General features: G+C 73.3%; 22 protein-coding genes. 15 read left to right on the top strand and 7 right to left on the bottom strand.

Annotated elements, in window-relative coordinates:
• Nucleotides 1–3 precede the first annotated feature (3 nt).
• Nucleotides 4–360 (bottom strand): STAS domain-containing protein, encoded by a 357-nt coding sequence (locus tag ACGFI2_RS12855; protein ID WP_393515149.1) that lies wholly within the window; start codon nt 358–360, stop codon nt 4–6.
• A gap of 159 nt (nt 361–519) precedes the next feature.
• Here ACGFI2_RS12855 and ACGFI2_RS12850 point away from each other — a divergent pair, with 159 nt between their 5' ends.
• The 6 genes from ACGFI2_RS12850 to ACGFI2_RS12825 are packed head-to-tail and all read left to right on the top strand — an operon-like array spanning nt 520 to nt 6,106.
• Nucleotides 520–1,380 carry an STAS domain-containing protein gene (locus ACGFI2_RS12850; RefSeq protein WP_393515146.1) on the top strand — a complete coding sequence of 287 codons (861 nt, stop codon included), beginning with the start codon at nt 520–522 and terminating at the stop codon, nt 1,378–1,380.
• Nucleotides 1,380–1,793: an STAS domain-containing protein gene (locus ACGFI2_RS12845; protein WP_393515143.1), complete on the top strand. Its 414-nt coding sequence runs from the start codon at nt 1,380–1,382 to the stop codon at nt 1,791–1,793. The genes ACGFI2_RS12850 and ACGFI2_RS12845 overlap by 1 nt, the downstream gene beginning before the upstream one ends.
• Nucleotides 1,790–2,209, top strand: coding sequence for an ATP-binding protein (locus tag ACGFI2_RS12840; protein ID WP_393515140.1), 420 nt, complete (start codon nt 1,790–1,792; stop codon nt 2,207–2,209). Before ACGFI2_RS12845 ends, ACGFI2_RS12840 begins: the two co-directional genes overlap by 4 nt.
• Nucleotides 2,206–3,219: a SpoIIE family protein phosphatase gene (locus ACGFI2_RS12835; RefSeq protein WP_393515800.1), complete on the top strand. Its 1,014-nt coding sequence runs from the start codon at nt 2,206–2,208 to the stop codon at nt 3,217–3,219. The genes ACGFI2_RS12840 and ACGFI2_RS12835 overlap by 4 nt, the downstream gene beginning before the upstream one ends.
• A complete protein-coding gene (locus tag ACGFI2_RS12830; RefSeq protein WP_393515137.1) occupies nt 3,216–4,565 on the top strand; it encodes a sensor histidine kinase in 1,350 nt (449 codons plus the stop codon). Before ACGFI2_RS12835 ends, ACGFI2_RS12830 begins: the two co-directional genes overlap by 4 nt.
• A 2-nt stretch (nt 4,566–4,567) precedes the next feature.
• Nucleotides 4,568–6,106: a SpoIIE family protein phosphatase gene (locus ACGFI2_RS12825; RefSeq protein WP_393515134.1), complete on the top strand. Its 1,539-nt coding sequence runs from the start codon at nt 4,568–4,570 to the stop codon at nt 6,104–6,106.
• 353 nt (nt 6,107–6,459) lie between these two features.
• Here the strand turns inward: ACGFI2_RS12825 and ACGFI2_RS12820 are convergent, their stop codons facing one another.
• Nucleotides 6,460–7,341, bottom strand: coding sequence for a DUF6597 domain-containing transcriptional factor (locus ACGFI2_RS12820; RefSeq protein ID WP_393515131.1), 882 nt, complete (start codon nt 7,339–7,341; stop codon nt 6,460–6,462).
• Nucleotides 7,342–7,372: 31 nt separating this feature from the next.
• On the opposite strand from ACGFI2_RS12820, the gene ACGFI2_RS12815 reads away from it, so the two are divergent.
• The 4 genes from ACGFI2_RS12815 to ACGFI2_RS12800 are packed head-to-tail and all read left to right on the top strand — an operon-like array spanning nt 7,373 to nt 10,716.
• Complete coding sequence (locus tag ACGFI2_RS12815; protein WP_393515128.1) at nt 7,373–7,951, top strand: TIGR03086 family metal-binding protein; 579 nt, start codon at nt 7,373–7,375, stop codon at nt 7,949–7,951.
• A gap of 31 nt (nt 7,952–7,982) precedes the next feature.
• Nucleotides 7,983–8,519: a PadR family transcriptional regulator gene (locus ACGFI2_RS12810; RefSeq protein WP_393515125.1), complete on the top strand. Its 537-nt coding sequence runs from the start codon at nt 7,983–7,985 to the stop codon at nt 8,517–8,519.
• Nucleotides 8,516–9,217, top strand: coding sequence for an ABC transporter ATP-binding protein (locus ACGFI2_RS12805; protein WP_393515122.1), 702 nt, complete (start codon nt 8,516–8,518; stop codon nt 9,215–9,217). The genes ACGFI2_RS12810 and ACGFI2_RS12805 overlap by 4 nt, the downstream gene beginning before the upstream one ends.
• Nucleotides 9,214–10,716 (top strand): FtsX-like permease family protein, encoded by a 1,503-nt coding sequence (locus tag ACGFI2_RS12800; protein WP_393515119.1) that lies wholly within the window; start codon nt 9,214–9,216, stop codon nt 10,714–10,716. The genes ACGFI2_RS12805 and ACGFI2_RS12800 overlap by 4 nt, the downstream gene beginning before the upstream one ends.
• Nucleotides 10,717–10,725: 9 nt before the next feature.
• Here the strand turns inward: ACGFI2_RS12800 and ACGFI2_RS12795 are convergent, their stop codons facing one another.
• Genes ACGFI2_RS12795 through ACGFI2_RS12785 form a run of 3 tightly spaced genes read right to left on the bottom strand, consistent with a single transcriptional unit; the run spans nt 10,726 to nt 13,277 of the window.
• On the bottom strand, nt 10,726–10,869 hold the full coding sequence (locus tag ACGFI2_RS12795; RefSeq protein WP_393515116.1) for a hypothetical protein: 144 nt from the start codon (nt 10,867–10,869) through the stop codon (nt 10,726–10,728).
• A gap of 15 nt (nt 10,870–10,884) precedes the next feature.
• Nucleotides 10,885–12,978 (bottom strand): S9 family peptidase, encoded by a 2,094-nt coding sequence (locus tag ACGFI2_RS12790; protein ID WP_393515113.1) that lies wholly within the window; start codon nt 12,976–12,978, stop codon nt 10,885–10,887.
• A complete protein-coding gene (locus tag ACGFI2_RS12785) occupies nt 12,975–13,277 on the bottom strand; it encodes a hypothetical protein (protein ID WP_393515110.1) in 303 nt (100 codons plus the stop codon). Before ACGFI2_RS12785 ends, ACGFI2_RS12790 begins: the two co-directional genes overlap by 4 nt.
• 62 nt (nt 13,278–13,339) lie before the next feature.
• On the opposite strand from ACGFI2_RS12785, the gene ACGFI2_RS12780 reads away from it, so the two are divergent.
• Entirely contained in the window at nt 13,340–14,890 is a 1,551-nt protein-coding gene (locus tag ACGFI2_RS12780; RefSeq protein ID WP_393515108.1) for an FAD-binding oxidoreductase, read from the top strand.
• A gap of 451 nt (nt 14,891–15,341) precedes the next feature.
• Here the strand turns inward: ACGFI2_RS12780 and ACGFI2_RS12775 are convergent, their stop codons facing one another.
• Nucleotides 15,342–17,402 (bottom strand): SpoIIE family protein phosphatase, encoded by a 2,061-nt coding sequence (locus ACGFI2_RS12775; protein WP_393515106.1) that lies wholly within the window; start codon nt 17,400–17,402, stop codon nt 15,342–15,344.
• A 179-nt stretch (nt 17,403–17,581) separates the two neighbouring features.
• On the opposite strand from ACGFI2_RS12775, the gene ACGFI2_RS12770 reads away from it, so the two are divergent.
• On the top strand, nt 17,582–21,946 hold the full coding sequence (locus ACGFI2_RS12770) for a HAMP domain-containing protein (protein ID WP_393515104.1): 4,365 nt from the start codon (nt 17,582–17,584) through the stop codon (nt 21,944–21,946).
• Entirely contained in the window at nt 21,943–22,500 is a 558-nt protein-coding gene (locus ACGFI2_RS12765) for a two-component system response regulator (protein ID WP_393515102.1), read from the top strand. The genes ACGFI2_RS12770 and ACGFI2_RS12765 overlap by 4 nt, the downstream gene beginning before the upstream one ends.
• Nucleotides 22,501–22,504: 4 nt before the next feature.
• On the opposite strand, the gene ACGFI2_RS12760 is transcribed toward ACGFI2_RS12765, so the two are convergent.
• Nucleotides 22,505–23,029, bottom strand: a complete 525-nt coding sequence (locus ACGFI2_RS12760; RefSeq protein ID WP_393515099.1) for a GbsR/MarR family transcriptional regulator — start codon at nt 23,027–23,029, stop codon at nt 22,505–22,507.
• Nucleotides 23,030–23,095: 66 nt separating this feature from the next.
• Here ACGFI2_RS12760 and ACGFI2_RS12755 point away from each other — a divergent pair, with 66 nt between their 5' ends.
• Both ACGFI2_RS12755 and ACGFI2_RS12750 read left to right on the top strand, forming a co-directional pair.
• On the top strand, nt 23,096–23,986 hold the full coding sequence (locus ACGFI2_RS12755; protein WP_393515096.1) for an ATP-binding cassette domain-containing protein: 891 nt from the start codon (nt 23,096–23,098) through the stop codon (nt 23,984–23,986).
• The gene (locus tag ACGFI2_RS12750) at nt 23,983–25,575 is read left to right on the top strand and encodes an ABC transporter permease (protein ID WP_393515093.1); all 1,593 of its coding nucleotides are present in this window, start codon (nt 23,983–23,985) and stop codon (nt 25,573–25,575) included. The genes ACGFI2_RS12755 and ACGFI2_RS12750 overlap by 4 nt, the downstream gene beginning before the upstream one ends.
• Nucleotides 25,576–25,606: the final 31 nt, after the last annotated feature.

Genomic DNA, 25,606 nt, shown 5'->3' with positions numbered 1-25,606 from the left:
GGGTCAGGAGGAGGCCGGGGTGGGGTCACCCGCGACGGCTTCCTCCACCGTCGGGTAGGTGTGCAGCACCTCGACCAGGCCACTGACCTCGAGGATGCGCAGCACGCCGCGCTGGGGGGCGGCCAGCCGGACCACGCCGCCGGCCTCGTCGCAGCTGTTCTTGGCGCGGACGAACACCGACAGCCCGGTCGAGTCGCAGAACGACACCTCGGCCAGGTCGAACACGAGGCGGCTCCGCCCCTTGTCCAGCAGGTCCGTGATCTGGTCCTGGAGTTGCGGTGCGGTGGCCATGTCCAGCTCGCCCGCGACCGACACCACGACCACGTCGCCGCGCTGTTCCGTGTGCACCGTCAGGGACATTCGTCGACCTCCTGTGTTCGGTGGAACGGTATCCCACGATGGCCGCGCCGCGCAGAACGGGAGCCGGCACAGGTGTGGTCGATCATTTCTTTGTCCCGTGACAAGTAGTGCCGCAGACCCCGGTGATAGAGTCCGCCCGTCCAGATCTGGGAGGTCAACGTGGCATTGAGCGTAGAACAGGGTGGTCGGCTCGCCGACCTGCTGAGTCGGCACGCGGACCGGTTGTCCAACCGCTGGATCGAAATCGTCGCCGGTTCGTTGCGCGGCCGCCTCAGCCGGGCCGAGTTGGCCCGCCAGGTGCAGGAGCTGCACCGCGCCCTGGTCGACGTCGGCCGACATGGTCTCGGCGACCTGGCCGACGAGCACGGCGGCGAGCTGCGGGCGGTGCTCGCGGAACTCTCCACCGCCCGCGCGCGGCAGGGATTCAGCGCCACCGAGACCGCGATCAGCGTGTTCGCGATCAAGGACGCCCTGCTGGAGCTGATGGAGGAGGAGCAGGGCGAGACGACCCTGCGCGACTTCGTCGCCTTCTCCGCACTGATCGACCAGATGGGGCTCTTCACCTTCGAGACGTTCGTCCGGGCCCGGGAGAGCCTGATCGCCGACCAGGCGGAGCAGCTGCTGGAGCTGTCCACGCCGGTGGTCAAGCTCTGGGAGGGCGTGGTCGCCGTCCCGCTGGTCGGCACGCTCGACTCGGCCCGCGCCCAGGTGGTGATGGAGCGGCTGCTGCAGACGCTCGTCGACACCGGCTCGCCGTACGCGATCATCGACATCACCGGCGTGCCGGCGGTGGACACCCAGGTCGCCCAGCACATCCTCAAGACCGTGGTGGCCGCCCGGCTGATGGGCGCCGACTGCATCATCTCCGGCATCCGGCCGCAGATCGCCCAGACGATCGTCGCCCTCGGCATCGAGTTCGGCGACATCGCCACCAAGGCGAGCCTGGCCGACGCGCTGCGCCACGTGCTGCGCCTGAGCGGGGTCGAGACCGCCGCCCGCCGCGCCCGCCGGGAGGCGTGATGGAGCGGGTGCCGATCCTCAAGATCGGCGACATCCTGCTGGTCTCCATCCAGCTCGACATGTCCGACCAGACGGCGATCCAGCTCCAGGAGGACCTGGCCGAGCGGATCGTCGCCACCGGGTGCCACGGCGTCATCATCGACATCACGGCGCTGGACATCGTCGACTCCTTCGTCGGCCGGATGCTCTCCACCATCGCGTCCATCTCCAAGGTGCTGGACGCCGAGACGGTGGTGGTCGGGATGCGTCCCGCCGTCGCCATCACCCTGGTCGAGCTGGGGCTCTCGCTCAACGGCATCCGCACCGCGCTGAACGTCGAGCGGGGCATGGAGCTGATCGCGGCGACCCGCGCCGACGACGGGGACGTGGCGCTCGGCGACGACGAGGACGCCGACCCGACGGCGACGCCATGACCGCCGGCCTCGACCTGGGGACGCCGGCGACGCAGGCGATCCGTAGCGACGAGGACGTGGTGCGGGTCCGGCAGCTGGTGCGTACCACCGCGGTCGCGGTCCGGCTCTCCCTGGTCGACCAGACCAAGCTGGTCACCGCCGCCAGCGAGCTGGCCCGCAACACGCTGATCTACGGCGGCGGGGGCAGCGCCGAGGTGATGACCGTCTCCGACGGCCGCCGCCGCGGCGTACGCATCGTCTTCGCCGACCAGGGCCCGGGCATCTCCGACCTCGACCTGGCCCTCACCGACGGCTACACCACCGGGGGCGGGCTGGGCCTGGGGCTCAGCGGCGCCCGCCGGCTCGTCGACGACTTCGACATCAAGACCGCCGTCGGCGAGGGTACGGCGATCACCATCACCAAGTGGTCGCGATGATCTCCGACGTGGTCCCCGACCACGGTGTGTGGTTCCGGGTCGACAACGGCGCGACCGTCGGCGGCGTACGCCGGGCCGCCGAGCGACTCGGGCGGCAGCTCGAACTGGGCGCGCCGCGCGTCGCGGACCTGGCGATCGTCACCGCCGAGATCACCAGCAACCTGGTCAAGCACGCCCGCGAGGGCAATCTGCTGATGCGCCCGGCGCGTCGGGACGGGCGGGCCGGGGTGGAGCTGGTGGCCATCGACTCCGGCCCGGGCATGGCCGACCTCACGCTCTCCTCGGCCGACGGGCACTCCACCGTCGGCACGCTCGGCATCGGCCTCGGCGCGATCGCACGGCAGGCGAGCCGGTTCGACGGCTACTCGCGGCCCGGCCGGGGCACGGTCCTCACCGTCCAGATCTGGGACGGGCCGCCGCCGGAGCCGGACTGGGCCGGCGGGCTGGCCCGGCCGATCACCGGCGAGCAGGACAGCGGCGACGGGTACGCGGTGCGGCTGGCCGACGGCCGGCGGCAGGTGTTGCTCTGTGACGGGCTGGGGCACGGGCCGCTGGCCGCCGCCGCCACCGGGGCCGCGGTCGCCGCGTTCCGCTCGGCCCCGGTCGGCCCGCCGGACGTCGTGGTGCGGCACCTGCACGCCGCCATCTCGCACACCAGGGGCGCGGCGCTCGCGGTGGCCGAGCTGGACCCCGCGACCGGGCAGCTCCACTACGCCGGTCTCGGCAACATCGCCGCCATGATCGTGGCCACCGGCGAGCGGCGGCGGGGCCTCGTCTCGCTGCCGGGCATCGCCGGGCACCAGCGTCCGACCATCCGCGGGTACGACTACCCGTTCCCGCCCGGCGCGACGCTGGTGATGCACAGCGACGGCGTGGTGGACCGCTGGGACCTGGACGACTATCCCGGGTTGGCGGGCAGCTCGCCGCTGCTGGCCGCCGCGACCCTGCTCCGCGACGCCGGGATCCGCCGCGACGACGCCTCCGTCCTGGTCGCCCAGGTGCCGGCATGACCGATCCGCTCCTGCACCTGGCGCTCCGGGTCGAGCAGGACATCTTCCTGGTCCGCCAGCGGGGCCGGGAGGTCGCCGCGGCGGTCGGCCTGGAACACCAGGACCAGGTCCGGATCGCCACCGCGCTCAGCGAGGTGGCGCGGGAGCTGCTGCGCGGTGTCGACGGCGCGGACATCACGTTCGCCGTGGACCGGGACGCCGCCGCCGGCCGGTCCCGGCTCCGGGTGGACCTGTCGCCGGTCCGTCCGCTCCCCGGCGGCCGGTACGAGCCGCAGTCCGGCGCGGTCGCTCGTCTGGTGGACTCGTTGCAGGTGATCACGGTGGAGGGCGATACCGTCGTGAGGATGTCCCGACGAGTACCGGACCACGCCGAGGAGCTGACGCCGGAACGCGCCGCCCAGCTCCGTGACGAGCTGGCCGGTCGCGCTCCGGGCTCCGCGCTGGACGAGTTGGCCACGCAGAACGCCCAGCTCGTCGCCGCGCTCGACGAGGTGCGCAGCCAGCGGGACGAGCTGGAGGTGCTCAACTCCGAGCTGCAGGAGACCAACCAGGGCGTGATGGCGCTCTACAACCAGCTCACCGAGGAGCTGGAGGAGACCAACCGCGGCGTGGTGGCGCTCTACGCCGAGCTGGACGAGAAGTCGGCCCAGCTGCGGGCCGCCAGTGAGTCGAAGAGCCGGTTCCTGGCCAACGTCAGCCACGAGCTGCGCGCCCCGGTCACCGCGATCATCGGGTTGGGGCGGCTGCTGGCCGATTCCGCCTCCGACCCGCTCACCGGCGAACAGGCCCGCCAGGTGGGGCTGATCCGGTCCTCCGCCGGCGACCTGCTGGCCCTGGTGAACGAGCTGCTCGATCTGGCGAAGGCCGAGTCGGGCCGGATCGAGCCGGACTGGTCCGAGGTCGACCTGCGCGCGGTGTTCGGGCAGTTGCGCGGCACGCTGCGGGCGCTGGCCACCCGGCCGGAGGTGGAGCTGGTGGTCGAGGAGCCGCCCACCCCGGCCACGGTCCGCTCCGACGAGGTGCTGCTCGCCCAGGTGCTGCGCAATCTGCTGCACAACGGTCTGAAGTTCACCGAGCGGGGCGAGGTGCGGTTGCGCGCCGAACGTCGCGACGGGGCGTGGTCGCTCTCGGTCACCGACACCGGCGTCGGCATGCCGCCGGAGCTGCACGAGCGGATCTTCGAGGAGTTCTACCAGGTGCCCGGGACGACCCGGGTCGGCGGCACCGGCCTCGGCCTGCCGTACGCGCGGCGACTGGTCACCCTGCTCGGCGGGACGCTGGAGCTGACCAGCGAAGCGGGCCGGGGCAGCACCTTCACCGTGATCCTGCCCGTGGGCGGAGCGTGACGGTGGACGGCGGGCCGGCGACGGTGCTGGTGGTCGACGACAGCGGCCCGAAGCGGTACCTGCTGGTGAAGTGGCTCAACCGGGCCGGTTTCACGACCGTCGAGGCGGAGAACGGCACGGCGGCGCTGGACCGGGTGGCCCGGGAACCGCTCGACCTGGTGGTGCTCGACGTCCGGCTGCCGGACATGAGCGGCTTCGAGGTGTGCGAGCGGATCAAGGAGATGAACCCGTCCATCCCGGTCATCCACGTCTCCGCGCACGCGGTGGACGTGGTGGACCGGGCGCAGGGGCTCACCCGGGGCGCGGACGCCTACCTGACCGAGCCGATCGAGCCGGAGGAGCTGGTCGCCACCGCGCACGCGGTGCTGCGCTACTACCAGGCGCGGCGGCGGGCCGAGCAGCTCGCCGAGCGACTGGCCACGCTGGCCGACGCCACGGTGGAGATGCACGCGTCGCCGAATTTCGTCCGCCTGCTGGAGGCCGCGGCGTCCAGCGCCGCGCGGATCTTCCGGTCACCGGCGGCGGTGGTCGCCGAGACGTTCGACGGGGACTGCCTGGCCGGGGTGGCCGTCGACCCGCACACGCCGGCCGGGATCGTGCCGTGGGTGGTGGACGACACCGGCGTGCCGATCGGCACCCGGGTGTGGGTGGACCAGGCCGCCAACTGGCCGCTGACCGACTGGCCGGCCGGTGACACGGTGACGGTGGCCGCGTCCCGGCTGCGGGAGGACCGGGCCCCGCTCTACGTGGTGGTGCCCACGTCGACCCAGACCGTGCGTACGCCGGTGCTGGTGCAGCTCGCCCAGGCCGTCGCCTCGGCGGTGGAGGCGCAGCGTTCCTTCGACGAGGAGCACCGGATCGCGGTGACGCTCCAGCGCAGCCTGCTGCCCCGGCGACTGCCGGAGGTGGCCGGCCTGGACCTGGCCGTCCGCTACGAGCCGGCGAGCGCGCAGACCGAGGTGGGCGGGGACTTCTACGAGCTGGTGATGCTCGACGGGCACCTGCTGGTGGCGATTGGTGACGTGGCCGGGCACTCGCTGCACGCCGCCACCGTGATGGCCGAGCTGCGGCACGCGGTGCGGGCGTACGCGGTCGAGGGGCACCAGCCGGGCGTGATCCTGGACCGGGTCAACGAGCTGATGCGTACGCTGCTGCCGACCGAGCTGGCCACCATCTGCGTGCTGCTGCTGCATCCGGGCAGCGGGCTGATCAGGCTGGCCAGCGCCGGGCACCTGCCGGCGTTGCTGAGCCGGGACGGGCAGGTCGAGTTCGTGACCCAGTCCGCGCCGCTGCTCGGGGTGCGCGCGCCCCGCCCGCCCGATCTGGAGTTCGTGCTGCCGGCCGGGGCCACGCTGGTGCTCTACACCGACGGGCTGATCGAGCGGCGGGACGCCACCATCGACGAGGGCATGGCGGCGCTCGGCGTGGTGGCCACCCGGGTGGACGACGACCTCGACCAGTTCTGCCAGCGGCTGCTGATCGAGCTGGCCCCGCCGGAGATCAACGACGACGTCGCCGTGGTCGCCGTCCGCCGCCGCTGACGGTCACCCTTCGTATTTCATCGGTGTTGTCACTCGGCGTGTCCGGGTGGCACGGGTGGCGGCAGGTGCCGTCGGCGCCTTTGCTCTGCAGCCATCGGCGCAGCACCGCCTTGAGCAGGGGTGGTGGTTGCGGAGGCGCGGCAACGGTCCGGATCGTCATCGTCACCCTACGTGCGTGCTGCGCCCGTGGCTGCAGAGCAAAGGCGGTACCGGCTGACCTCGGCAGCCTCGGCTGTCGTGACGGAGGGCAACCGCGTCACGTCCGGTCGCGTCGACCGCCCGGCCACCACCGCCCGCAACCACCGCTCGAGCCGGGCCCGCCGACGACCGTGGCGGTCGGCCCGTCCGGCCGGTCAGGCGCCGCGGGAGGCGGCCAGCGAGCGGGCGTACGCGGCGGGGGATACGCCGGCGACGGCGGTGAACTCGCGGACCAGGTGCGCCTGGTCGGCGTACCCCAGATCGGCGGCGATCCGCGACCAGTCCAGCGGTCCGGCGGTGGCCTGCTCGATCGCCTCCTGGAGCCGGTACCGCCGGATCACCCACTTGGGGCCGACGCCGACGTGGTCCAGGAAGAGTCGCTGGAGCCGGCGGGTGGAGGCGGTGTGCCGCCGGGCGAGGTCGGCCACCCGCAGCACGCTCCGGTCGGCGCGGATCTCCTCGACCAGCGCGACGGCCTCGGTGGTGACCGGATCGGGCGCCGGCGCCCAGCCGGTCAGCAGGTCGTCCAGCCGGCGGCACCGCTCGTCGTCGCCGCCCGGGCAGACCGGTCCGGCTCCGGCGGTCAGCCCGGCTCCGGCGGGCCGTCCGGTTCCGGCGGGCCGTCCGGCTCCGGCGGGCAGCCGGGCGTCCGGGGAGCGGGCAGGGGCGAGCGGGATGCGACGGCCGGTCAGCTCGGCCACCGGACGGCGCCAGAACGGGCGGAAGCCGCCGGGGCGGAACTGCACGCCGGTGACCCGCCCGGCGCCGTGCAGCGTGACCGTGAACAGGCCGGTGTCGACGCCGGCGATCTCGCCGTGCTCGGCCGCGCCGTCCTGCGCCTGGAACACCACGTTGACCGCCGGATGCGGCACGACGTGCTGGTCGAACGGTCCGGTCAGGTCCCAGTCGATCAGCCAGTAGTGCTCCACCCAGGGGCGCAACGCCGGGTCGGGCAGTCGGCGGCGGAACCGGACCTGCCGCAGCAACCGGTCGGGATCGAGGATCCCCCGGCTGTCCCGGCGCGGCTCGTGTCGCATTTCTTCAAGACCGTCCTCATACGCTGGCCCGATGAGCACGAAGACTAGTGAGCTGCTGGCCGTCGCCGCACCGGACACGGTGGCGGTGGTGCGCGGCGTCGCCGACGACCAGCTCGACCGACCCACCCCGTGTCCCGAGTACACGGTGCGCGACCTGCTCAACCACCTGATCGAGGTGGTGGTCAACTTCCAGGCGATGGCCCGGCGGGAGGAGGTCGACTGGTCGGGTGGGACCGATCACCTGACTGACGGCTGGCGTGAGCGGTTCGCCACCGAGTCGGAGCGGCTGGTCGAGGCGTGGTCCGACCCGGACGCGCTGGAGGGCGTCTCGCCGGGCATGGGACTGCCCCAGGAGACGGTCGGGCTGATGGCCCTGATCGACCTCACCGTGCACGGCTGGGACCTGGCCCGCGCCACCGGCCAGGAGGTGGTGGTGGACCCGTCGGTGGTGGCGGCCGGGCACGAGTTCATGGACCTGATGGGCGACACCGGGCAGCGGATGGGCGCGTTCGGCCCGCCGGTGCCGACCGACGCCGACCCCGCCACGCTGGACGCGCTGCTCGGCCGGACCGGGCGGGACGCGGCCTGGCCCCGCGCGGGCCGCTCTTGACACCACTATTCGCTCAGCGAATAGTGGGGCCGTGTCCACCCAGCACGTCCTCCTCGGGCTGCTCGCCGGCGGACCGCGTCACGGCTACGAGCTGAAACGCGCCCACGACGAGCGGCTGCCCCGGGCCAGGCCGCTCGCCTTCGGGCAGGTCTACGCGACGCTCGCCCGGCTGCACCGGGACGGCCTGGTCGCCCCGGCCGGCCCCACCCGCGACGGCGGGCCCGACCGCACCGTCTACGCGCTCACCGACGACGGGCGGGCCGTGCTCGACGCGTGGCTGGCCACCGTCGAGCCACCGATGCCGTACGTGGCCAGCACGCTCTTCGCCAAGGTGGTGGTCGCGCTGCTGGTGGCCGACGCCGACCAGGCCCGCGCCTACCTGATCGCCCAGCGCCGGGCGCACACCGAACGGCTGCGCGAGCTGACCGCGGTCAAGACCGCCCCCGGCGCCCACCTCGACGCGGTGGTCGCCGCCGACTTCGCCATCGCCCACCTCGACGCGGATCTGCGGTGGCTGCACACCACCCTCGACCGGGTCGCCGACTGGCACCGGGAGGTGCACTCGTGACGTTCCTGGAGGCGCGCGGCGTGGTTCGGGCATACGGCCCGACACCGGCGCTGCGCGGCGTGACGCTCGACGTGGCCGAGGGGGAGATCCTCGCCGTCACCGGCCCGAGTGGCTGCGGCAAGTCGACGCTGCTGCACTGCCTCGCCGGCATCCTGCGCCCCGACGCGGGCCAGGTCAGCTGGTGCGGCGAACGGATCGACCAGTGGTCGGAGGCGGCCCGCTCCCGGCTGCGCCGCACCGAGTTCGGGGTGCTGTTCCAGTTCGGCCAGCTCGTCGCCGAGCTGACCGCGGCGGAGAACGTCGCCCTTCCGTTGCTTCTCGCCGGCACGGGGCGGCGAGCGGCACGGACGGCGGCGCTCACCTGGCTGGAACGGCTCGGGGTGGCCGAGGTCGCCGACGCCCGGCCGGGCGAGATGTCCGGCGGGCAGCAGCAGCGGTGCGCGTTGTCCCGGGCCCTGGTCACCGAGCCTCGGGTGCTCTTCGCCGACGAGCCCACCGGCGCGCTCGACACGCTCGCCGGCGAACAGGTGCTCACCCAGCTGGTCCGGCTGGCCCGGGAGCAACGCACCACCGTCGTGCTGGTCACCCACGAGCCGCGGATCGCCGCGTACGCCGACCGGGAGGTGAGCCTGCGCGACGGCATGGTCGACCACACCGGGCTGGGCCTCGACCCGGCCCTGCCGGGCGGGTCGCGGTGAGGCCGGGCACGCTGCTGCGGCTCGCGCTGGCCGGCACCCGCACCGACGGGGCGCGGGTGGCGCTGACCGCGCTGAGCGCCGCGCTGGCGACGCTGGCCGGGCTGGCCGCGCTGACCGTGCTGGCGGTGGCGAAGCCGCCCGGTGACGCGTGGACGGAGTCCGAGCAGTACACCAACGCGCTGCTGCGCGAGCCCGGCCTGCGCCCCGGCGTCGCGTTCGCGTTGCTGCTGCTCTGCGTGCCGGTGCTCGGGCTGGCCGGGCAGTGCGCCCGCCTCGGCGCGCCGGGACGCGACCGGCGGCTGGCCGCGCTCCGGTTGGCCGGGGCCACCCCCGGCCAGGTCACCTGGCTCGCGGTCGCCGAGACCGGCGTGGCGAGCCTGCTCGGCACCGTCACCGGCCTGGCCGTGTTCGCGGTCGGCCGCTGGCTGCTGCACCGGCCCGACGCCGCCGGCCGGCTGCCGCTGCCCACCGACGTGCATCCGGCCCCGCTGGCCGTGGCCGCCGTCGTGGTCGGCCTGCCGCTGGTCGCCGCGCTGGTCGGCGCGCTGCTGCTGCGTCGGGTCACCACCACGCCCTTCGGCGTGGTGCGCCGGGTCCGCACCCGGGCGCCCTGGCCGTGGCCGGGCGTGCTCATCCTCGCCGCGCTCGGCATCTTCGCCGCGATCCGGCCGATCGGCCTCTGGTACGAGCGGCGCGACGTGGTGATGCCCGACTCGATCGTGCCGCTGCTACTGGTCCTGGGCGGGCTGACCGCCATGATCGGGGTGGTGTCCGGCACCGGCTGGATCTCGTACACCACCGGGCGGATGCTGCACCGCCACGGGCGTGGCCCGGCCGCGCTGCTCGCCGCGCGCCGGCTGACCGCCGACCCGTGGGCCGGCAGCCGTACGTTCGCCGCGCTGCTGGCCGCGCTGATCTTCGGCGCCGGTGCCGCCGGCCTGCGCGCCGCCTTCCAGGCCGAGGCCGAGCTGGCCCGCCGCACCGGCGGCGGCCTGTCCGACCCGGACTTCTATCTCGGCGCGATGGACCTGGTCAATCTGGCGGTCGTGGTGGCGGTGGTGATCGCCGGCGGCGGGCTGCTGGTGGCCGTGGTCGAGGGCATCACCAGCCGGCGTCGGGCGTACGCGGCGCAGGTGGCGACCGGAGTGCCCCGGGCCACCATCGGCCGGTCACTGCTCTGGGCATCGCTGGCCCCGGCCGTGCCGGCGATCGGGCTCGCGTTGACCGTCGGCTACCTGCTGGTCGCCGGCCTGATACCCGCCCCCCGCGGCGGCGGCTTCGAGCAGACGGTCTGCGACGCCGGCCCGCAGCCGTGCGACCCGAACGGCGGCGGGGCGCGTACCGAATGGGTGCCGAAGGTGACCGTCACGCCGGACGTACCGTGGGAGCAGCTGGCCTGGTTCGCGGCGGGTGGGCTGGCGGCGGTGCTGCTCACGGTCCTGGCCGGCCTGCTCCTCCTGCGCTCCGCCACGTCGGTGGAGGAGCTGCGCGTCACCTGAGCCGGCCGGTCAGCGGCCGAGCAGCCCGGCGGAGCCGGCGACGGCCAGGCCGACCACGGTCGAGCAGCAGCAGACCACCAGCGCGGCGGCGACCACCACCAGGATCAGCCAGGTCGGACCGCGCCGCGCCGCCGGCTGCTCCTCCTCGCTCACCCGGGGGGTGGCCGCTCAGGCCCGGCCGAGGCGGTCCAGCGTCCAGGCGTTGACGAACGCCTCCTCGCGCCAGGCGTCGTACCGGCCGCTGGGCCCACCGTGACCGGCGCCCATCTCGGTCTTGAGCAGGTAGTCGCCCTGCGGGGCGAGCGCGCGCAGCCGGGCGATCCACTTGGCCGGCTCGTGGTAGAGCACCCGGGTGTCGTTGAGGCTGGTCACCGCCAGGATGGCCGGGTAGTCGGCCGGCACCACGTTCTCGTACGGGGTGTACGACTTCATGTACGCGTAGACCTCGGGGTCGTCCAGCGGGTTGCCCCACTCCTCCCACTCGGTGACCGTCAACGGCAACGACGGGTCGAGGATCGAGGTGAGCGCGTCCACGAACGGCACCTGCGCGACGATCCCGGCGAACGCGTCCGGCGCGAGGTTGGCCACCGCGCCCATCAGCAGGCCGCCGGCCGAGGCGCCCCGGGCGACCAGCCGGTCGCTCGCCGTCCAGCCGGCCTTGACCAGGTGCCGGGCGCAGGCCACGAAGTCGGTGAACGTGTTCTTCTTGGCCAGCAGCTTGCCCTCGTCGTACCAGCGCCGGCCCAGCTCGCCGCCGCCGCGGATGTGCGCGACCGCGAAGATGACGCCGCGGTCGAGCAGGCTCAGCCGGGCGATCGAGAACCACGGGTCCATGCTGGCCTCGTACGATCCGTAGCCGTAGATGACCGCGGGCGCGGAGCCGTCGCGTGGGGTGTCCCGGCGGCAGACCAGGGAGATCGGCACCCGGGTGCCGTCGTCGGCCAGCGCCCAGTCGCGGTGCTGCTCGTAGTCGGCCGGGTCGTACGCCCGCCCGTCCGGGCCGGGCCGCACCGGCTTCTGCCGGAGCAGCGTCAGCTCACGGGTGGTCAGGTCGTAGTCGTAGACCGAGTCGGGGGTGACCAGCGAGGTGTAGCGCAGCCGTACCGTGCCGGTGCGGTATTCCGGGTTGGCGTCCAGCCCGACGCTGTAGATCGGCTCCGGGAAGTCGATGTCCCAGCTGTCGTCGCTGCCGATCGGCAGCACCCGCAGCCCGGTCAGCCCGTTGCCGCGCAGCGAGACCACCAGGTGGTTCTCGAACGCGTCGACCGCCTCCAGCCGGGTGCCCGGGGTGTGCGGGATCAGCGGCGTCCAGTCGCCCGGCGCGTCCGCCGAGGTGTACGCCAGCGCGAAGTCCTCCGCGCCGTCGTTGTGCAGGATCAGGAAGCGGTGGCCGTGGTGCTCGACCGCGTACTCGACGCCCTGCCGGCGCGCGGCCACGATCGCCGGCTCGCCGGTCGGGTCGGCCGCCGGGATCACCCGTACCTCGCTGGTGATCTTGCTGTGGATGTCGATCACCACGAAGCGCTCGGAGCGGGTCAGCTCGACGCCCACCCAGAACCGCTCGTCGTCCTCCTGGTGCACCACCACGTCCTCGCCCGACGGGGTGCCGATGGTGTGCCGCCACACCCGGTTCGGCCGCCAGGCGTCGTCCACCGTCACGTAGAAGAGCGTGGAGGCGTCGCTGGACCACGCGGTGCCGTAGAACGTGTCGGGCACCTCGTCGGGCAGCGGCTCGCCGGTGGCGAGGTCCTTGATCCGCAGCGTGAACCGCTCGTCGCCGGAGAAGTCGGTGGAGTAGGCCAGCCAGCGCCCGTCCGGGCTGACGTCGAACGCGCCGAGGGAGAAGAAGTCGTGCCCCTCGGCGAGCTGGTTGCCGTCGAGCAGCACCTCCTCGCCGTCGAGCGGGGCACCGTCCGCGCTGACCGGGGGCGTGGTCTCGCCCGGGCGGACGGCGCGCCGGCAGTGCACGCCGTACTGCTGCCCCTCGACCGTGCGGGTGTAGTACCAGTGGCCGTCCTTGCGGGTCGGCACCGACAGGTCGGTCTCCTGGGTGCGCCGGCGGGTCTCCTCGAACAGTTCGGCCCGCAGCCCGGCCAGGTGCGCGGTGCGCGCCTCGGTGTAGGCGTTCTCGGCGTCCAGGTAGGCGATCGTTTCCGGGTCGTCCTTGGTGGCGAGCCAGGCGTACTCGTCGACGACGGTGTCACCGTGGTGGGTCCGCTCGGCCGGAACGCGCTTCGCCGTGGGCTGTGGGGTCGTGGTCACGGCGCCACGTTACCGGTCGCCCGGCCGCCGCCCAGGGCGTCCTCGCCGCGCGGATCGGTGTCCGGTCGGTAGGCGGCGCGAAAACAGACCGGCAGGCGCGGTCTTCGATATCTGTCAGCCGCATACCGTCCGTCGACCACCGTGAGCGCGCCGAGGCGATCCTCGACCTCCTGGGCGGCGGCCAGGCACAGGTCCTCCCGGAACGCACGGCCGATGATCCGTACGCCGGACGGCAGCCCGTCGATCACTCCGGTCGGTACGGCGACCCGGGCACGCCCACGAAGCTGGTCACCGTGCACAGGCGCATGCCCGTGCCGACAACCCGCCGCCAGGCTATTCGAACATGTGTACGATAACCGCCATGGCGGCTGCAGCGCGTTCCACCGACCGACCCGGAGCCCTCGAGATCACCCGGAAGCTGACCGAGATCTGCGGTCCGCCGTTCGCCCGTTTCGCCGGCCCGGCCGACGAGGTGGCCGGCCGCACCGCCCGCTGGGTGGCCGTGCCGGGTGGCCCGCACGCCGCCGCCGAGGTGCTGCGGCTCGCCGCGGCGCACGACCTGACCGTGGTGCCGCGCGGCGCCGGCACGAAGATCGACTGGGGCGCCGCGCCGGCCCAGGTCGACATCATGCTCGACACCGGCCGGCTGGCCGGGGTCTGGCACGAGCCGCATGCCGCCTCGGTGGCCGAGATCGGCGCCGGCACGCCGCTGCGCGCCGTCCAGGCCACGCTGGGCCGCACCGGTCGGCGGCTTCCGGTCGACGCGCCCTCGCCCGGCGCGACGCTGGGTGGGGTGCTGGCCGCCGACGAGGCCGGGCCGCTGCGCCACCGGCACGGCAGCCCGTGCGCCCAACTCGTCGGCGTGCGCTACCTCGACGCCGACGGCGAGCTGGTCAGTGTCGGCGAGTCCGGCACCGCGCGCCTCGGGCGGGCGGCCCCGGCGGCCGGCTTCGACGGCCTGTTCACCGCCGGTTCCGCCGGCGGCGGCGACGCGCGGCCGGGCGTCGGTGGCTCCGGCACCGGCGGGCTCTTCGCCGGCATTCCGGGCGGTGGTGGCCCCGGTGCGGTCGGCCCGGATGCCGGCGGCGCTGACGCGATCCTGGGGCGCGACAGGATGCCGGGGTTGGATGTGGTCCGGCTGCTCTGCGGCTCGCAGGGCGGGCTCGGCGTGCTGGTCTCGGCCACCATGCGGGTGCAGGCGGTGCCGGCCGGCCGGGTCTGGGTGTCCCGCCCGGTGTGGACCCCGCTGGAGGTGCACGACCTGATCCGCGCGGTGCTCGCCGCCGACGTCGGGCCGGCCGCGGTCGAGCTGGACCTGCCGGTGCCGGTGCCCCTGCCCCGCCGCCGGATACCGGCGAGTCATCCCTCGGTGGCCGGCCGCCCCCACCACCCGGCGGTGACCGGGCGGCCGGCGGCGGGCAGCCTGGTGGTGCTGCTGGAGGGCGGTCCGTCCGACGTGGTCGAGCGGGCCGAGCGGTTGACCGCCGTGCTCGGCGCCGAGGCTGTGGTCAACCACCACGCGCCCGAGTGGTGGGGGTGCTACCCGTTCGCCCCGGGCGACACCGCGCTGCGCATCGAGGTGCCCGCCGGCGACCTGCACGCCGCGGTCTACGCGCTGCGCGACGCCGCCGGCGCCCCGGTGCCGGTGCGTGGGTCGGCCGGCGTCGGCACCGCGTACGCCGCCCTGTCCGGCGTGTTGCCGCCCGAGCGGGTCGCGTCGATCCTGACCGCGGTCCGCAGCGTGCTGATCGCCCGGGACGGCCGCTGCGTGGTGGTGGCGGCGCCGGCGCCGGTGCGCCGAGTCGTCGATTTGTGGGGCGAGCTGTCCACCCTGCCGCGGCTCCGCAGCGCCAAGGCCCACCTGGATCCGCACCACCGCCTGGCCCCCGGCCGTCTCCCCGGCGGCCTCTGACCCTGGCGACCGTCCGTCCTGGTGGCCTCTGGCCCGGCGACCGTCCGTCCTGACGACCGTCCGCCCTGGTGGCTTTCCCTTTGGCGGCCTGCGCCAGTTCGGGGAAGTGGCGTGGTCCGCGATGCGGCGATCCAGCCGTTTCGGGGAAGTGGTGGCCGGCAGCGAGCCGAAGTGACGATGTCGGCCGAACCGGATCCCGGCGGTCCCACCTGGTCGCCACCTCGACCAGGCCCCTCCTCCCGCGCCCCAACTAGTTGACCAAGGACTTCGCGTCCCACCTCCCCAGCCCTCAGGACCAAAACTCCTTGATCACGCCTCCCGGGCGATGGGATGCACGTTGATCATGAGGTTGACGGGGATGAAGGGGGCGGGATGTGCCGTCAACGTCATGATCGACGCGGAGGGCGGAGGGCGGAGGGCGGAGGGCGGAGGGCGGAGGGCGGAGGGCGGCTTAGGGGATGTCGTTGCGGAGGACCAGGACGGCGATGTCGTCGCGCGGGGGTTCGGCGGAGAACGCGATGGTGGCGGCGCGCAGACGCGCGGCGACCACGTCGGCCGAGTAGCCGGCCAGCGGCGTCGCCGACTCGCGCAGCCGCTCGGTGCCGAACAGCTCCCGGCCGCGCCGCCGCTCGGTCACCCCGTCGGTGTAGAAGATCAACGCGTCGCCGGGCTTGAGCGCCAGCTCCGCCGTCGGGGTGGCGATGGTGTCGAGCAGGCCGAGCGCGGTGCCGCCGGTGCCGACGAACGTCGCGCCGCCACCGCCGTGCAGCAACACCGGGCGGTCGTGCCCGGCCAGGTGCAGGGCGACGTCGAGCTGATCACCGTCGCCGGGCGCGACCGCGGCCAGCGCCAGCGTGCAGTAGCGTCCGCCGCCGCGCTCGACCAGCGTCTCGTTGAGCCGACCGAGCACCTCCGGCAGCGGCTTGCCGTCGCCCACCAGCACCCGGATCACGTCCCGGACCAGGCCGGTGACGGCGGCCGCCTGCACGCCCTTGCCGGAGACGTCACCGACCACGACCAGCCAGCGACCGTCCGGCAGCGGCACCACGTCGTAGAAGTCGCCGCCGACCTCGGCGTCGTCGCCGGTCGGGACGTACTCGGCGGCGAGGCCGAGGCCCTCGACCACCGGGAGCACCGGCGGCAGCAGCGACTGCTGGAGGGTCTGCGCGACCCGGCGGCGCTCGGCGTGGATGCGGGCGTTCTCGATGGCGAGCGCGGCCCGCCGGGCCACGTCCTCCAGCACCGCGACCTCGTCCGGGTCGTGCCGGTGCCGCTGGTGCCGGCCCACGGCCAGGGTGCCGAGCCGCTGCCCGCGGGCGATCAAGGGTACGGCGAAGCCCTCCATCGGCGCGCCCAGCGGCATCTGGGTCAGGCTGCGGGACGCCTCGCGCAGCCGGGACTGGATCGAGTCCGGGCCGGTCTCGGCGAGGACCCGGTGCAGGTGGGGGAGCATCGTCTCGTCGGCGTGGCTGGACGCGGCGAGACGCAGCCGCCCCCACTCGTCCGTGGTGTGCACCGCGCACCACTGGCCCAGCCGGGGCACCACGAGCTGCGGGACGAGCGCCATCGTCAACTCGACGTCGAGCGACTGGGCGAGCAGTTCGCTCGCCTCGGCGAGGAAGGTCAGCCAGGCGGAGCGGCGTACGTCGGCCCGGCGTAGCCGGTCGTTCTCCAGGTGCAGGGAGAGCCGCTCGGCGGCGAGCAGGGCGAGCGGTCGGGCGTACGTCGAGGGCGCCGCGTCCAGCTCCAGCTCGCCGGCGTACGGGCGGTGCACGGCGAGCGGGACGCGCAGCAGCTCGTTGTCGTCCCGGGGCGGTCGGCCGTGGCGGGCGAACACCTGGGTGCCCAGCCCGTCACCGCGGTCCAGCCGGACCGTGCCGCCCGCGGCGCCCACCATCTCGGCCACCCGGGTCAGCAGCCCGGCGGCGAACTCGGGCAGCGGGTCGTCGGCGTACGGATCGGGGGTGATCTGCATCAGCTCGCTCATGGCGGCGGCGCTCGGGGTGCCGTCGTCCGGGGGTTGCGCCGTCGCCTGGGCCGCCGCGGCGGACGGCCGGGCGGAACCGCGCAGGCCGGGACGGTCCAGGCGGAACCAGACGCCCTTGCCGCTGGGCAGGTAGGTGGTGCCCCACCGGCTGGCGAAGTGGTCGACCAGCAGCAGGCCGCGCCCGCGCGCGGCCACCTCGGTGATGTCGGAGGTGGTGTTGCGCACCCCGACGACGAGTTCCTCGACCGGGCTGGAGGCGAAGTCGGTGACGGTGACGGTGAACCCGGCGGGGTCGGCCTCGACCTCGATGTCCAGTTCGGTGCGCGCGTGCTCGACCGCGTTGGTGGTCAACTCGGTGGTGAGCAGCAGCGCCTCGTTGAGCAGCTCGGGCAGGTCGGCTTCGAGGAGCATGGCGCGCACCAGCGCCCGGGCCGCGGCCGGGGTGCGCCGGTCGGCGGGAAGGCGGACCCGTCGGACGTGCTCGTCCGCGCCGCCGCCGTGGGTCGGCTCCGCCTCCGCTGACACCTTCGTATCCTCCACCGCCGCCACCCCGGGTGCCAAGCTCCCCGCCGATTCGGCGAACCGGGCGGATACCGTGCGTGGCGCGCCACCAGCCGCCGGTGACCTCGACGGATCGCGCGGCAGAATGATGGGATGGCCGCGTGTCGGCACGAGCCGGTGGGCCCCGAGCTGAGCGAGGAATGATGACCACGGCGAAACAGTCGGTGACCGCGGATCCGTCCGCGTCCGACCACGAGGTGCTCCTCGGCGAGCTGGTCGAGGCGCTGCAGCGGGTGGCCCGCGGCGACCTCCGGGTGCGCCTGCCGCGACGGGCCGGCCTCTCCGGTGAGGTCGCCGACGCCTTCAACGACGTGGTGTCGTTGCAGGAGCGGCAGCACCTTGACCTGCGCCGGATCAGCCGGATCGTCGGCCGGGACGGTCGGCTCACCGAGCGGCTCGACGACGAGGGCCTGGAGGGTTCCTGGGCGGAGGGGCAGCGGGCGGTCAACTCGCTGATCGACGACCTGGGCCGGCCGACGACGGAGATCGCCCGGGTCATCGTGGCGGTGGCCGACGGCGACCTGTCCCAGCACATGGCGCTGGAGATCGACGGGCGCCCGCTGCGCGGTGAGTACCTGCGTATCGGCCGGACCGTGAACACGATGGTCGACCAGCTATCGTCGTTCGCCGACGAGGTGACGCGGGTGGCCCGGGAGGTGGGCACCGAGGGCAAGCTGGGCGGCCAGGCCGACGTGCGGGGCGCGGCCGGCACCTGGAAGGACCTCACCGACTCGGTGAACACCATGGCGTCGAACCTGACCGGCCAGGTGCGGTCGATCTCCCAGGTGGCGACCGCGGTGGCGAAGGGCGACCTGTCGCAGAAGATCACGGTCGGAGCGCGCGGCGAGGTGGCCGAGCTGGCCGACACGATGAACTCCCTCACCGACACGCTGCGCCTCTTCGCCGAGCAGGTGACCCGGGTGGCCCGGGAGGTGGGCACCGAGGGCAAGCTGGGCGGTCAGGCGCAGGTGCCCGGCGTGGCCGGCACCTGGAAGGACCTGACCGACAACGTCAACTCGATGGCGTCGAACCTGACCAGCCAGGTCCGCAACATCGCCCAGGTGTCGACCGCGGTGGCCAAGGGCGACCTGAGCCAGAAGATCACGGTGGCGGCGCAGGGCGAGATCCTGGAGCTGAAGGACACCGTCAACACGATGGTGGACCAGCTGTCGTCGTTCGCCGACGAGGTGACGCGGGTGGCCCGTGAGGTGGGCATCGAGGGGAAGCTGGGCGGTCAGGCCCAGGTACGCGGCGTCTCCGGCACCTGGCGCGACCTCACCGAGAACGTCAACCAGCTCGCCGGCAACCTGACCAGCCAGGTCCGCAACATCTCGCAGGTCTCCACCGCGGTGGCGAAGGGCGACCTGGGTCAGAAGATCACGGTGGACGCGCAGGGCGAGATCCTGGAGCTGAAGAACACCGTCAACACGATGGTGGACCAGCTGTCGTCGTTCGCCGACGAGGTGACGCGGGTGGCCCGTGAGGTGGGCACCGAGGGCAAGCTGGGCGGTCAGGCGCAGGTGAAGGGCGTCTCCGGCACCTGGCGGGACCTGACCGACAACGTGAACTCGATGGCGTCGAACCTGACCAGTCAGGTCCGCAACATCGCGTCGGTGACCACGGCGGTGGCCAAGGGTGACCTGTCGCAGAAGATCACGGTGGACGCCCGGGGCGAGATCCTGGAGCTGAAGTCGACGGTGAACACGATGGTCGACCAGCTGTCGTCGTTCGCCGACGAGGTGACCCGGGTGGCCCGTGAGGTGGGCACCGAGGGCAAGCTCGGCGGCCAGGCCCAGGTACGCGGCGTGGCCGGTACCTGGCGGGACCTGACCGACAACGTGAACTCGATGGCGTCCAACCTGACCGCCCAGGTCCGCAACATCGCCCAGGTGTCCACGGCGGTGGCCAAGGGTGACCTGTCGCAGAAGATCACGGTGGACGCGCAGGGCGAGATCCTGGAGCTGAAGTCGACGGTGAACACGATGGTCGACCAGCTCTCGTCGTTCGCCGACGAGGTGACGCGGGTGGCCCGGGAGGTGGGCACCGAGGGCAAGCTGGGCGGTCAGGCCCAGGTGAAGGGCGTGTCCGGCACGTGGCGGGACCTGACCGACAACGTGAACTCGATGGGGTCGAACCTGACCAGCCAGGTCCGCAACATCGCGTCGGTCACCACGGCGGTGGCGCGGGGCGACCTCGGTCAGAAGATCACGGTGGATGCGCAGGGCGAGATCCTGGAGCTGAAGAACACCGTGAACACGATGGTGGACCAGCTCTCGTCGTTCGCCGACGAGGTGACCCGGGTGGCCCGCGAGGTGGGCACCGAGGGGAAGTTGGGCGGTCAGGCCCAGGTCCGCGGTGTCTCCGGCACCTGGCGCGACCTGACCGAGAACGTCAACCAGCTCGCCTCGACGCTCACCACGCAGCTGCGCGCCATCGCGCAGGTCTCCACGTCGGTGACCCGGGGCGACCTGACCCAGCGGATCAACGTCAAGGCCCAGGGCGAGGTCGCCGACCTGAAGGACAACATCAACCAGATGATCGTCACCCTCCGGGAGACGACCAAGAAGAACGCCGAGCAGGGCTGGCTCGACTCCAACCTGGCCCGCATCGGCGGCCTGCTCCAGGGTCAGCGGGACCTCGGCGAGGTCTGCCGCATGATCATGATGGAGGTGACCCCGCTGGTCGACGCGCAGCTCGGCGCGTTCTTCCTGGCGGACAGCTCCGAGGGCAGCATGCGGCTGCGGCTCACCGCCTCCTACGGGTACGTGGCCCGCGGGCACGACGTCACGTTCGGCCCCGGCGAGGGGCTGGTCGGGCAGGCCGCGCTGTCCCGCCGGACCATCCGGGTCAAGGCGCAGCCGGACGGGCGGCTGGTGGTCCGGTCCGGGCTGGCCGACACGCCCCCGGCCGACCTGGTGGTGCTCCCGGTGCTGTTCGAGGGGGAACTGCTCGGCGTGATCGAGTTCGCCGGCGTGACCACCTTCTCCGACCTGCACCTGGCGTTCCTGGAGCGGCTGGTGCTCACCATCGGCGTCGCGGTCAACACCATCCAGGCCAACCGGCGTACGGAGGAGCTGCTGGCGCAGTCGCAGCGGCTGGCGCACGAGATGCAGGACCAGTCGGCGGAGTTGCAGCGCACCAACGCCGAGCTGGAGGACAAGGCGAAGCTGCTCTCGGAGCAGAAGGCCAACATCGAGACGCAGAACCGGGAGATCGAGCTGGCCCGGCTCGGTCTGGAGGAGAAGGCGCAGCAGCTCACCCGCGCGTCGGCGTACAAGTCGGAGTTCCTGGCGAACATGAGCCACGAGCTGCGTACGCCGCTGAACTCGCTGCTCCTGCTGGCGCGGCTGCTCGCCGAGAACCCGGAGCGGAACCTGAGCGCGAAGCAGATCGAGTTCGCCCGCACCATCCACAGCGCCGGCTCGGACCTGCTCTCGCTGATCGACGACATCCTCGACCTGTCCAAGATCGAGGCGGGCCGGATGGACGTGGAGCCCACCGAGGTTCACTTCTCCGAGATCCGCGGCTACGTCGAGCAGGCGTTCGCGCCGCAGGCCGAGGAGAAGGGCCTGGACTTCCAGGTCCGGGTGAGCCGGGAACTGCCGGCGGGCCTGGTCACCGACGCCCAGCGGTTGCAGCAGATCCTGCGCAACCTGCTCTCCAACGCGGTGAAGTTCACCGACAACGGCGCGGTGACGCTGCGCATCGGGCCGGCCGCCGAGAACGCGGTGTTCGACGTGCCGTCGCTGACCAACGCCCAGCGGGTGATCGCGTTCACGGTGATCGACACCGGGATCGGCGTCTCGGACGACAAGCTGTCGTTGATCTTCGAGGCGTTCCAGCAGGCCGACGGCACGACCAGCCGGCGCTACGGCGGCACCGGTCTGGGTCTGTCGATCAGCCGGGACCTGGCCCGCCTGCTCGGCGGCACGATCACCGTGTCGTCCGCGCCCGGGCAGGGCTCGACGTTCACCCTCTTCGTACCGGATGTGCTGGCGCCGGACGCGGTGGTGGCGCCGGCGCCGCCGTCGCCGAGCCGCGCGGGCCTGCCGTCTTCGCTGCTCATGCCGATGGAGCTGCCGCAGCCGCAGGAGACGCCGGCTACCCGCCGGCTGGACGGCGTGACCGTCCTGATCATCGACGACGACGTGCGGAACGTGTTCGCGCTGACGTCCGCGTTGGAACTGCACGGGATGACCGTGTTGTACTCGGACAACGGCGTGGACGGCGTGCGCCAGCTCGCCGAGCACCCGGAGGTGGACATCGTCCTGATGGACGCCATGATGCCCGACCAGGACGGGTACGAGACGACCGCGCAGATCCGCCGCAACCACCGCTTCGCGGACCTGCCGATCGTGTTCCTGACCGCCAAGGCGATGCCCGGCGACCGGGAGTCGGCGCTCGCGGCCGGCGGCAGCGACTACATCACCAAGCCGGTGGACCTGGACGAGCTGATCGGGCTGATGGCGTCCTGGATCGGCCGCAGCAGAGGCGAGGAGACCGCGTGACGCAGACGGCCAAGGCGCTGCTGGTGGACGACCGTCGGGAGAACCTGATGGCGCTGGAGGCGATCCTCCAGGGCCTCCCGGTGCAGTCGGTCGCGGTGGAGAGCGGTGAGGCCGCGCTCAAGCAGTTGCTGGTGGACGACTTCGCGGTGATCCTGCTGGACGCCCAGATGCCGGACATGGACGGCTTCGAGACCGCCACCCACATCAAGCGGCGGGAGCGGACCCGGCACATTCCGATCATCTTCCTCACCGCGGCGGACAAGGACGCGCAGCTCGCGCTGCGCGGCTACCAGGTCGGCGCGGTCGACTACCTGACCAAGCCGTTCGATCCGTGGGTGCTGCGGGCCAAGGTGACCGTCTTCGTCGAGCTGTGGGTGAAGACCCGGCAGCTCGCCGCCCAGTCGGACGTGGTGCGGGAGCGGGACGTGCAGTGGCGGCGTCTGGCCGAGGCGGTGGACTCCGCGACCGCGTTGCTGCGCGCCGACGGTGACCCGGCGACCCGGGAGCGGGCGGCGGACCTGCTGGAGCAGGCCCGCTGGGGCAACACCCGCTGAGGGTTCAGTCGGTGGCCGGGCCGCCGTGCCCGGTCGCCGCGCGTCGGGCCCGCCAGCGATCGCCGAGCGACTCCACCTCCTCCTGTACGAAGAGGAAGAAGTCCCGCATCTCGGCGACCCGTTCGCCGGCCGGGGTGCTCCGGCCACGCAGCGCCTCGACGCCGCCGTCGGCGATGTCGATGAAGGTCTTGTAGAGGTTGGTCTTGGTGATGGTGGCCTCGTACCAGGGGTTGTCCGGCATCCGGTAGCGGTCGCGCCGGGAGCCCTTGACCGGCTCGCGGACCAGCATGGCGAACTGGGTGAGGTAGCGCACCGCGCCAGAGACGGCCGCCGCGCTGACACCCAGCCGTTCGCCGATCTCGCCGGCGGTGAGCGGCTCGTCGGCGCTCATCACGGCGAACAGGACCCGGGCGGCCATCCGGGGGAAGCCCACGTCGGCGAAGGCCATCGCCATCCGCTCGACGAAGAGGTGGACCTCTTCCTCGTCGTGCCGGGCCGGTGGGCTCACGGCGGTCTCCTCGGTGCTCATCCCCGCGATCGTCTCTCACATCTCACTGTCTTCACAAGTTTATGAAATGAGCGTAGCTTCCGAAGCATGGAAATAAGCATCGAGGTGTCCGGCCTGGTGAAGACGTTCGGCCGCACCCGAGCGCTCGACGGGCTCGACCTGAGCGTCCGCACCGGCGAGGTGCACGGCTTCCTGGGCCCCAACGGCTCCGGCAAGTCCACCACCATCCGGGTGCTGCTCGGCCTGCTTCGGGCGGACGCGGGGGCCGTCCGACTGCTCGGCGGCGACCCCTGGCGGGACGCCGTCGCCCTGCACCGCCGGCTCGCGTACGTGCCCGGCGACGTCACGCTCTGGCCCAACCTCAGCGGCGGCGAGGTGATCGACCTGCTCGGCCGGCTGCGCGGCGGGCTCGACCCGAAGCGTCGCGCCGAACTGCTGGAGTCGTTCGAGCTGGACCCGCGCAAGAAGGGCCGCACCTACTCCAAGGGCAACCGGCAGAAGGTCGGCCTGGTGGCCGCGCTCGCCTCCGACGTCGAACTGCTCATCCTCGACGAGCCGACCTCCGGGCTCGACCCGCTGATGGAGGAGGTGTTCCAGCACTGGGTCCGGCGGGCCCGCCACGACGGCCGCACCGTGTTGCTCTCCAGCCACATCCTGGCCGAGGTGGAGGCGCTCTGCGACCGGGTGACGATCATCCGCGCCGGTCGGGCGGTCGAGTCCGGCACCCTCGGCGACCTGCGTCACCTGCACCGCACCGCGATCGACGCCGAGGTCGCCGCGCCGCTCGACGGGCTGGCCGACCTGCCCGGCGTGCACGACCTGCGGGTCGACGGGCACCGGGTCCGCTTCGACGTGGACGCCGCCGCGCTGGACGCCGCGCTGCGCCGCCTCACCGAATTGGGCGTACGCAGCCTGGCCAGCACGCCGCCGACGCTGGAGGAGCTGTTCCTGCGCCACTACGAGGGGGCCGACCAGTGAGCACGCTCACCGGGACCCGGCACCTGGCCCGGCTGATCCTGCGCCGGGACCGCCTCCTGCTGCCGCTCTGGGTGCTGGTCCTGGCGGTGTTGCCGATGTCGTACGCGGCCAGCTTCTTCGAGCTGTTCCCCACCGCCGCCGAGCGGGCCGCGTACACCGAGGGCACCGCCCGCAACCCGTCCATCATCGCGCTGCTCGGCCCGGTCTACGGCGACACGGTCGGCGCGCTGACCGCCCAACGCAGCGGTTTCCTGCTGGTGATCGTCGGACTGTTCAGCCTGCTCACGGTGATCCGGCACACCCGCACCGAGGAGGAGGCCGGCCGGCGGGAGCTGCTCGGCGGCAGCGTGCTGGGCCGGTACGCCGGACTGACCGCCGCGCTGCTCGTCACGTACGCGGCCGACCTGCTGCTCGGCCTGCTCACCGCGGCCGGGCTGCACGCCACCGGCCTGTCGGCCACCGGCTCCTACGCGTACGGACTCGCCGCCGCGCTGACCGGGATGGTCTTCGCCACGCTCGGCGGGTTGGCCGCACAGCTCACCGAGACCGCCGGCGGTGCACGGGGGATCGGCATCGCCGGCGTCGGCGCCGCGTTCGGGCTGCGCCTGGTCGGTGACACCGCCGGCAACGACTGGCCGAGCTGGCTGTCCCCGCTGGGCTGGGCGGCGCGGGTCCGACCGTACGAGGGGGAGCGGTGGTGGGTGCTGTTGCTGCCGCTGGTCGCCACGGTGCTGCTCGCGGCGCTCGCGTACCCGGTCTCGGTCCGCCGCGACCTGGGCGCGGGCGTGTTGCCGCCCCGGCTCGGCCCGGCCACCGCCGGTGGTGCCCTGTCCGGCCCGTTCGGCCTGGCCTGGCGGCTGCACCGGGGGCAGATCCTCTGGTGGTCGGTCGGGTTCGGCCTGCTCGGGCTGATCCTCGGCGGCGCCGCCGAGGCGGCCGGCCGCTCGGTGGAGGGGAACGCGCAGCTGGAGCAGATCATGGCCCGGATCGGCGGGGCCTCCGGGCTGGCCGACGCGTACCTGGGCGCCACGCTGAGCCTGGCCGGGTTGGCCGCGACCGGGTACGGCATCCAGGCCGCGCTGCGGATGCGCGCCGAGGAGTCCGCCGGCCGGGCCGAGCCGGTGCTCGCCACCGGCACGCGTCGCTCCACCTGGTTGCTCTCGCACGTGGTGTTCGCGCTGCTCGGTCCGGTCGTGGTGCTCGCCGTGACCGGCCTGGCCACCGGCCTGACCTACGGCCTGAGCGTGGGCGACGTGCCCCGGCAGGTGGGCCGGATGCTCGGTGCCGGGCTGGCCCAGGCGCCGGCCGCCTGGGTGCTGGCCGGGCTCGCCGTGCTGCTCCACGGGCTGCTGCCCCGGCTCGCGTCGGCCGCCTGGGCGGTGCTGGCGGTCTGCGTGCTGCTCGGTCAGCTCGGCGCGGTGCTGGAACTCGGCCAGTGGCTGCTGGACCTGTCCCCGTTCACGCACACCCCCCAGGTGCTGCGGCCGACCTGGACCCCGACCCCGCTGTACCTGCTGACCGCCCTGGCCGCGGCGCTGGTCGCCGCCGGCCTGCTCACCTTCCGCCGCCGCGATTTCCCGGTCACCTGACGCTCACCTCGCCGGTCTTGCACTTTCGGCC

Source organism: Micromonospora sp. NPDC049282 (assembly GCF_043197045.1).
Classification (GTDB): domain Bacteria; phylum Actinomycetota; class Actinomycetes; order Mycobacteriales; family Micromonosporaceae; genus Micromonospora.
Note: the sequence above shows the minus strand (reverse complement) of the source record. Positions and strands in the feature narration are given on the sequence as shown.

Coding starts and splice junctions, on each gene's coding strand:
- ACGFI2_RS12855 (WP_393515149.1), bottom strand. CDS start 360: ATGTCCCTGACGGTGCACACGGAACAGCGCGGCGACGTGGTCGTGGTG.
- ACGFI2_RS12845 (WP_393515143.1), top strand. CDS start 1,380: ATGGAGCGGGTGCCGATCCTCAAGATCGGCGACATCCTGCTGGTCTCC.
- ACGFI2_RS12840 (WP_393515140.1), top strand. CDS start 1,790: ATGACCGCCGGCCTCGACCTGGGGACGCCGGCGACGCAGGCGATCCGT.
- ACGFI2_RS12835 (WP_393515800.1), top strand. CDS start 2,206: ATGATCTCCGACGTGGTCCCCGACCACGGTGTGTGGTTCCGGGTCGAC.
- ACGFI2_RS12830 (WP_393515137.1), top strand. CDS start 3,216: ATGACCGATCCGCTCCTGCACCTGGCGCTCCGGGTCGAGCAGGACATC.
- ACGFI2_RS12820 (WP_393515131.1), bottom strand. CDS start 7,341: ATGCGACACGAGCCGCGCCGGGACAGCCGGGGGATCCTCGATCCCGAC.
- ACGFI2_RS12815 (WP_393515128.1), top strand. CDS start 7,373: ATGAGCACGAAGACTAGTGAGCTGCTGGCCGTCGCCGCACCGGACACG.
- ACGFI2_RS12780 (WP_393515108.1), top strand. CDS start 13,340: ATGGCGGCTGCAGCGCGTTCCACCGACCGACCCGGAGCCCTCGAGATC.
- ACGFI2_RS12770 (WP_393515104.1), top strand. CDS start 17,582: ATGACCACGGCGAAACAGTCGGTGACCGCGGATCCGTCCGCGTCCGAC.
- ACGFI2_RS12760 (WP_393515099.1), bottom strand. CDS start 23,029: ATGAGCACCGAGGAGACCGCCGTGAGCCCACCGGCCCGGCACGACGAG.
- ACGFI2_RS12755 (WP_393515096.1), top strand. CDS start 23,096: ATGGAAATAAGCATCGAGGTGTCCGGCCTGGTGAAGACGTTCGGCCGC.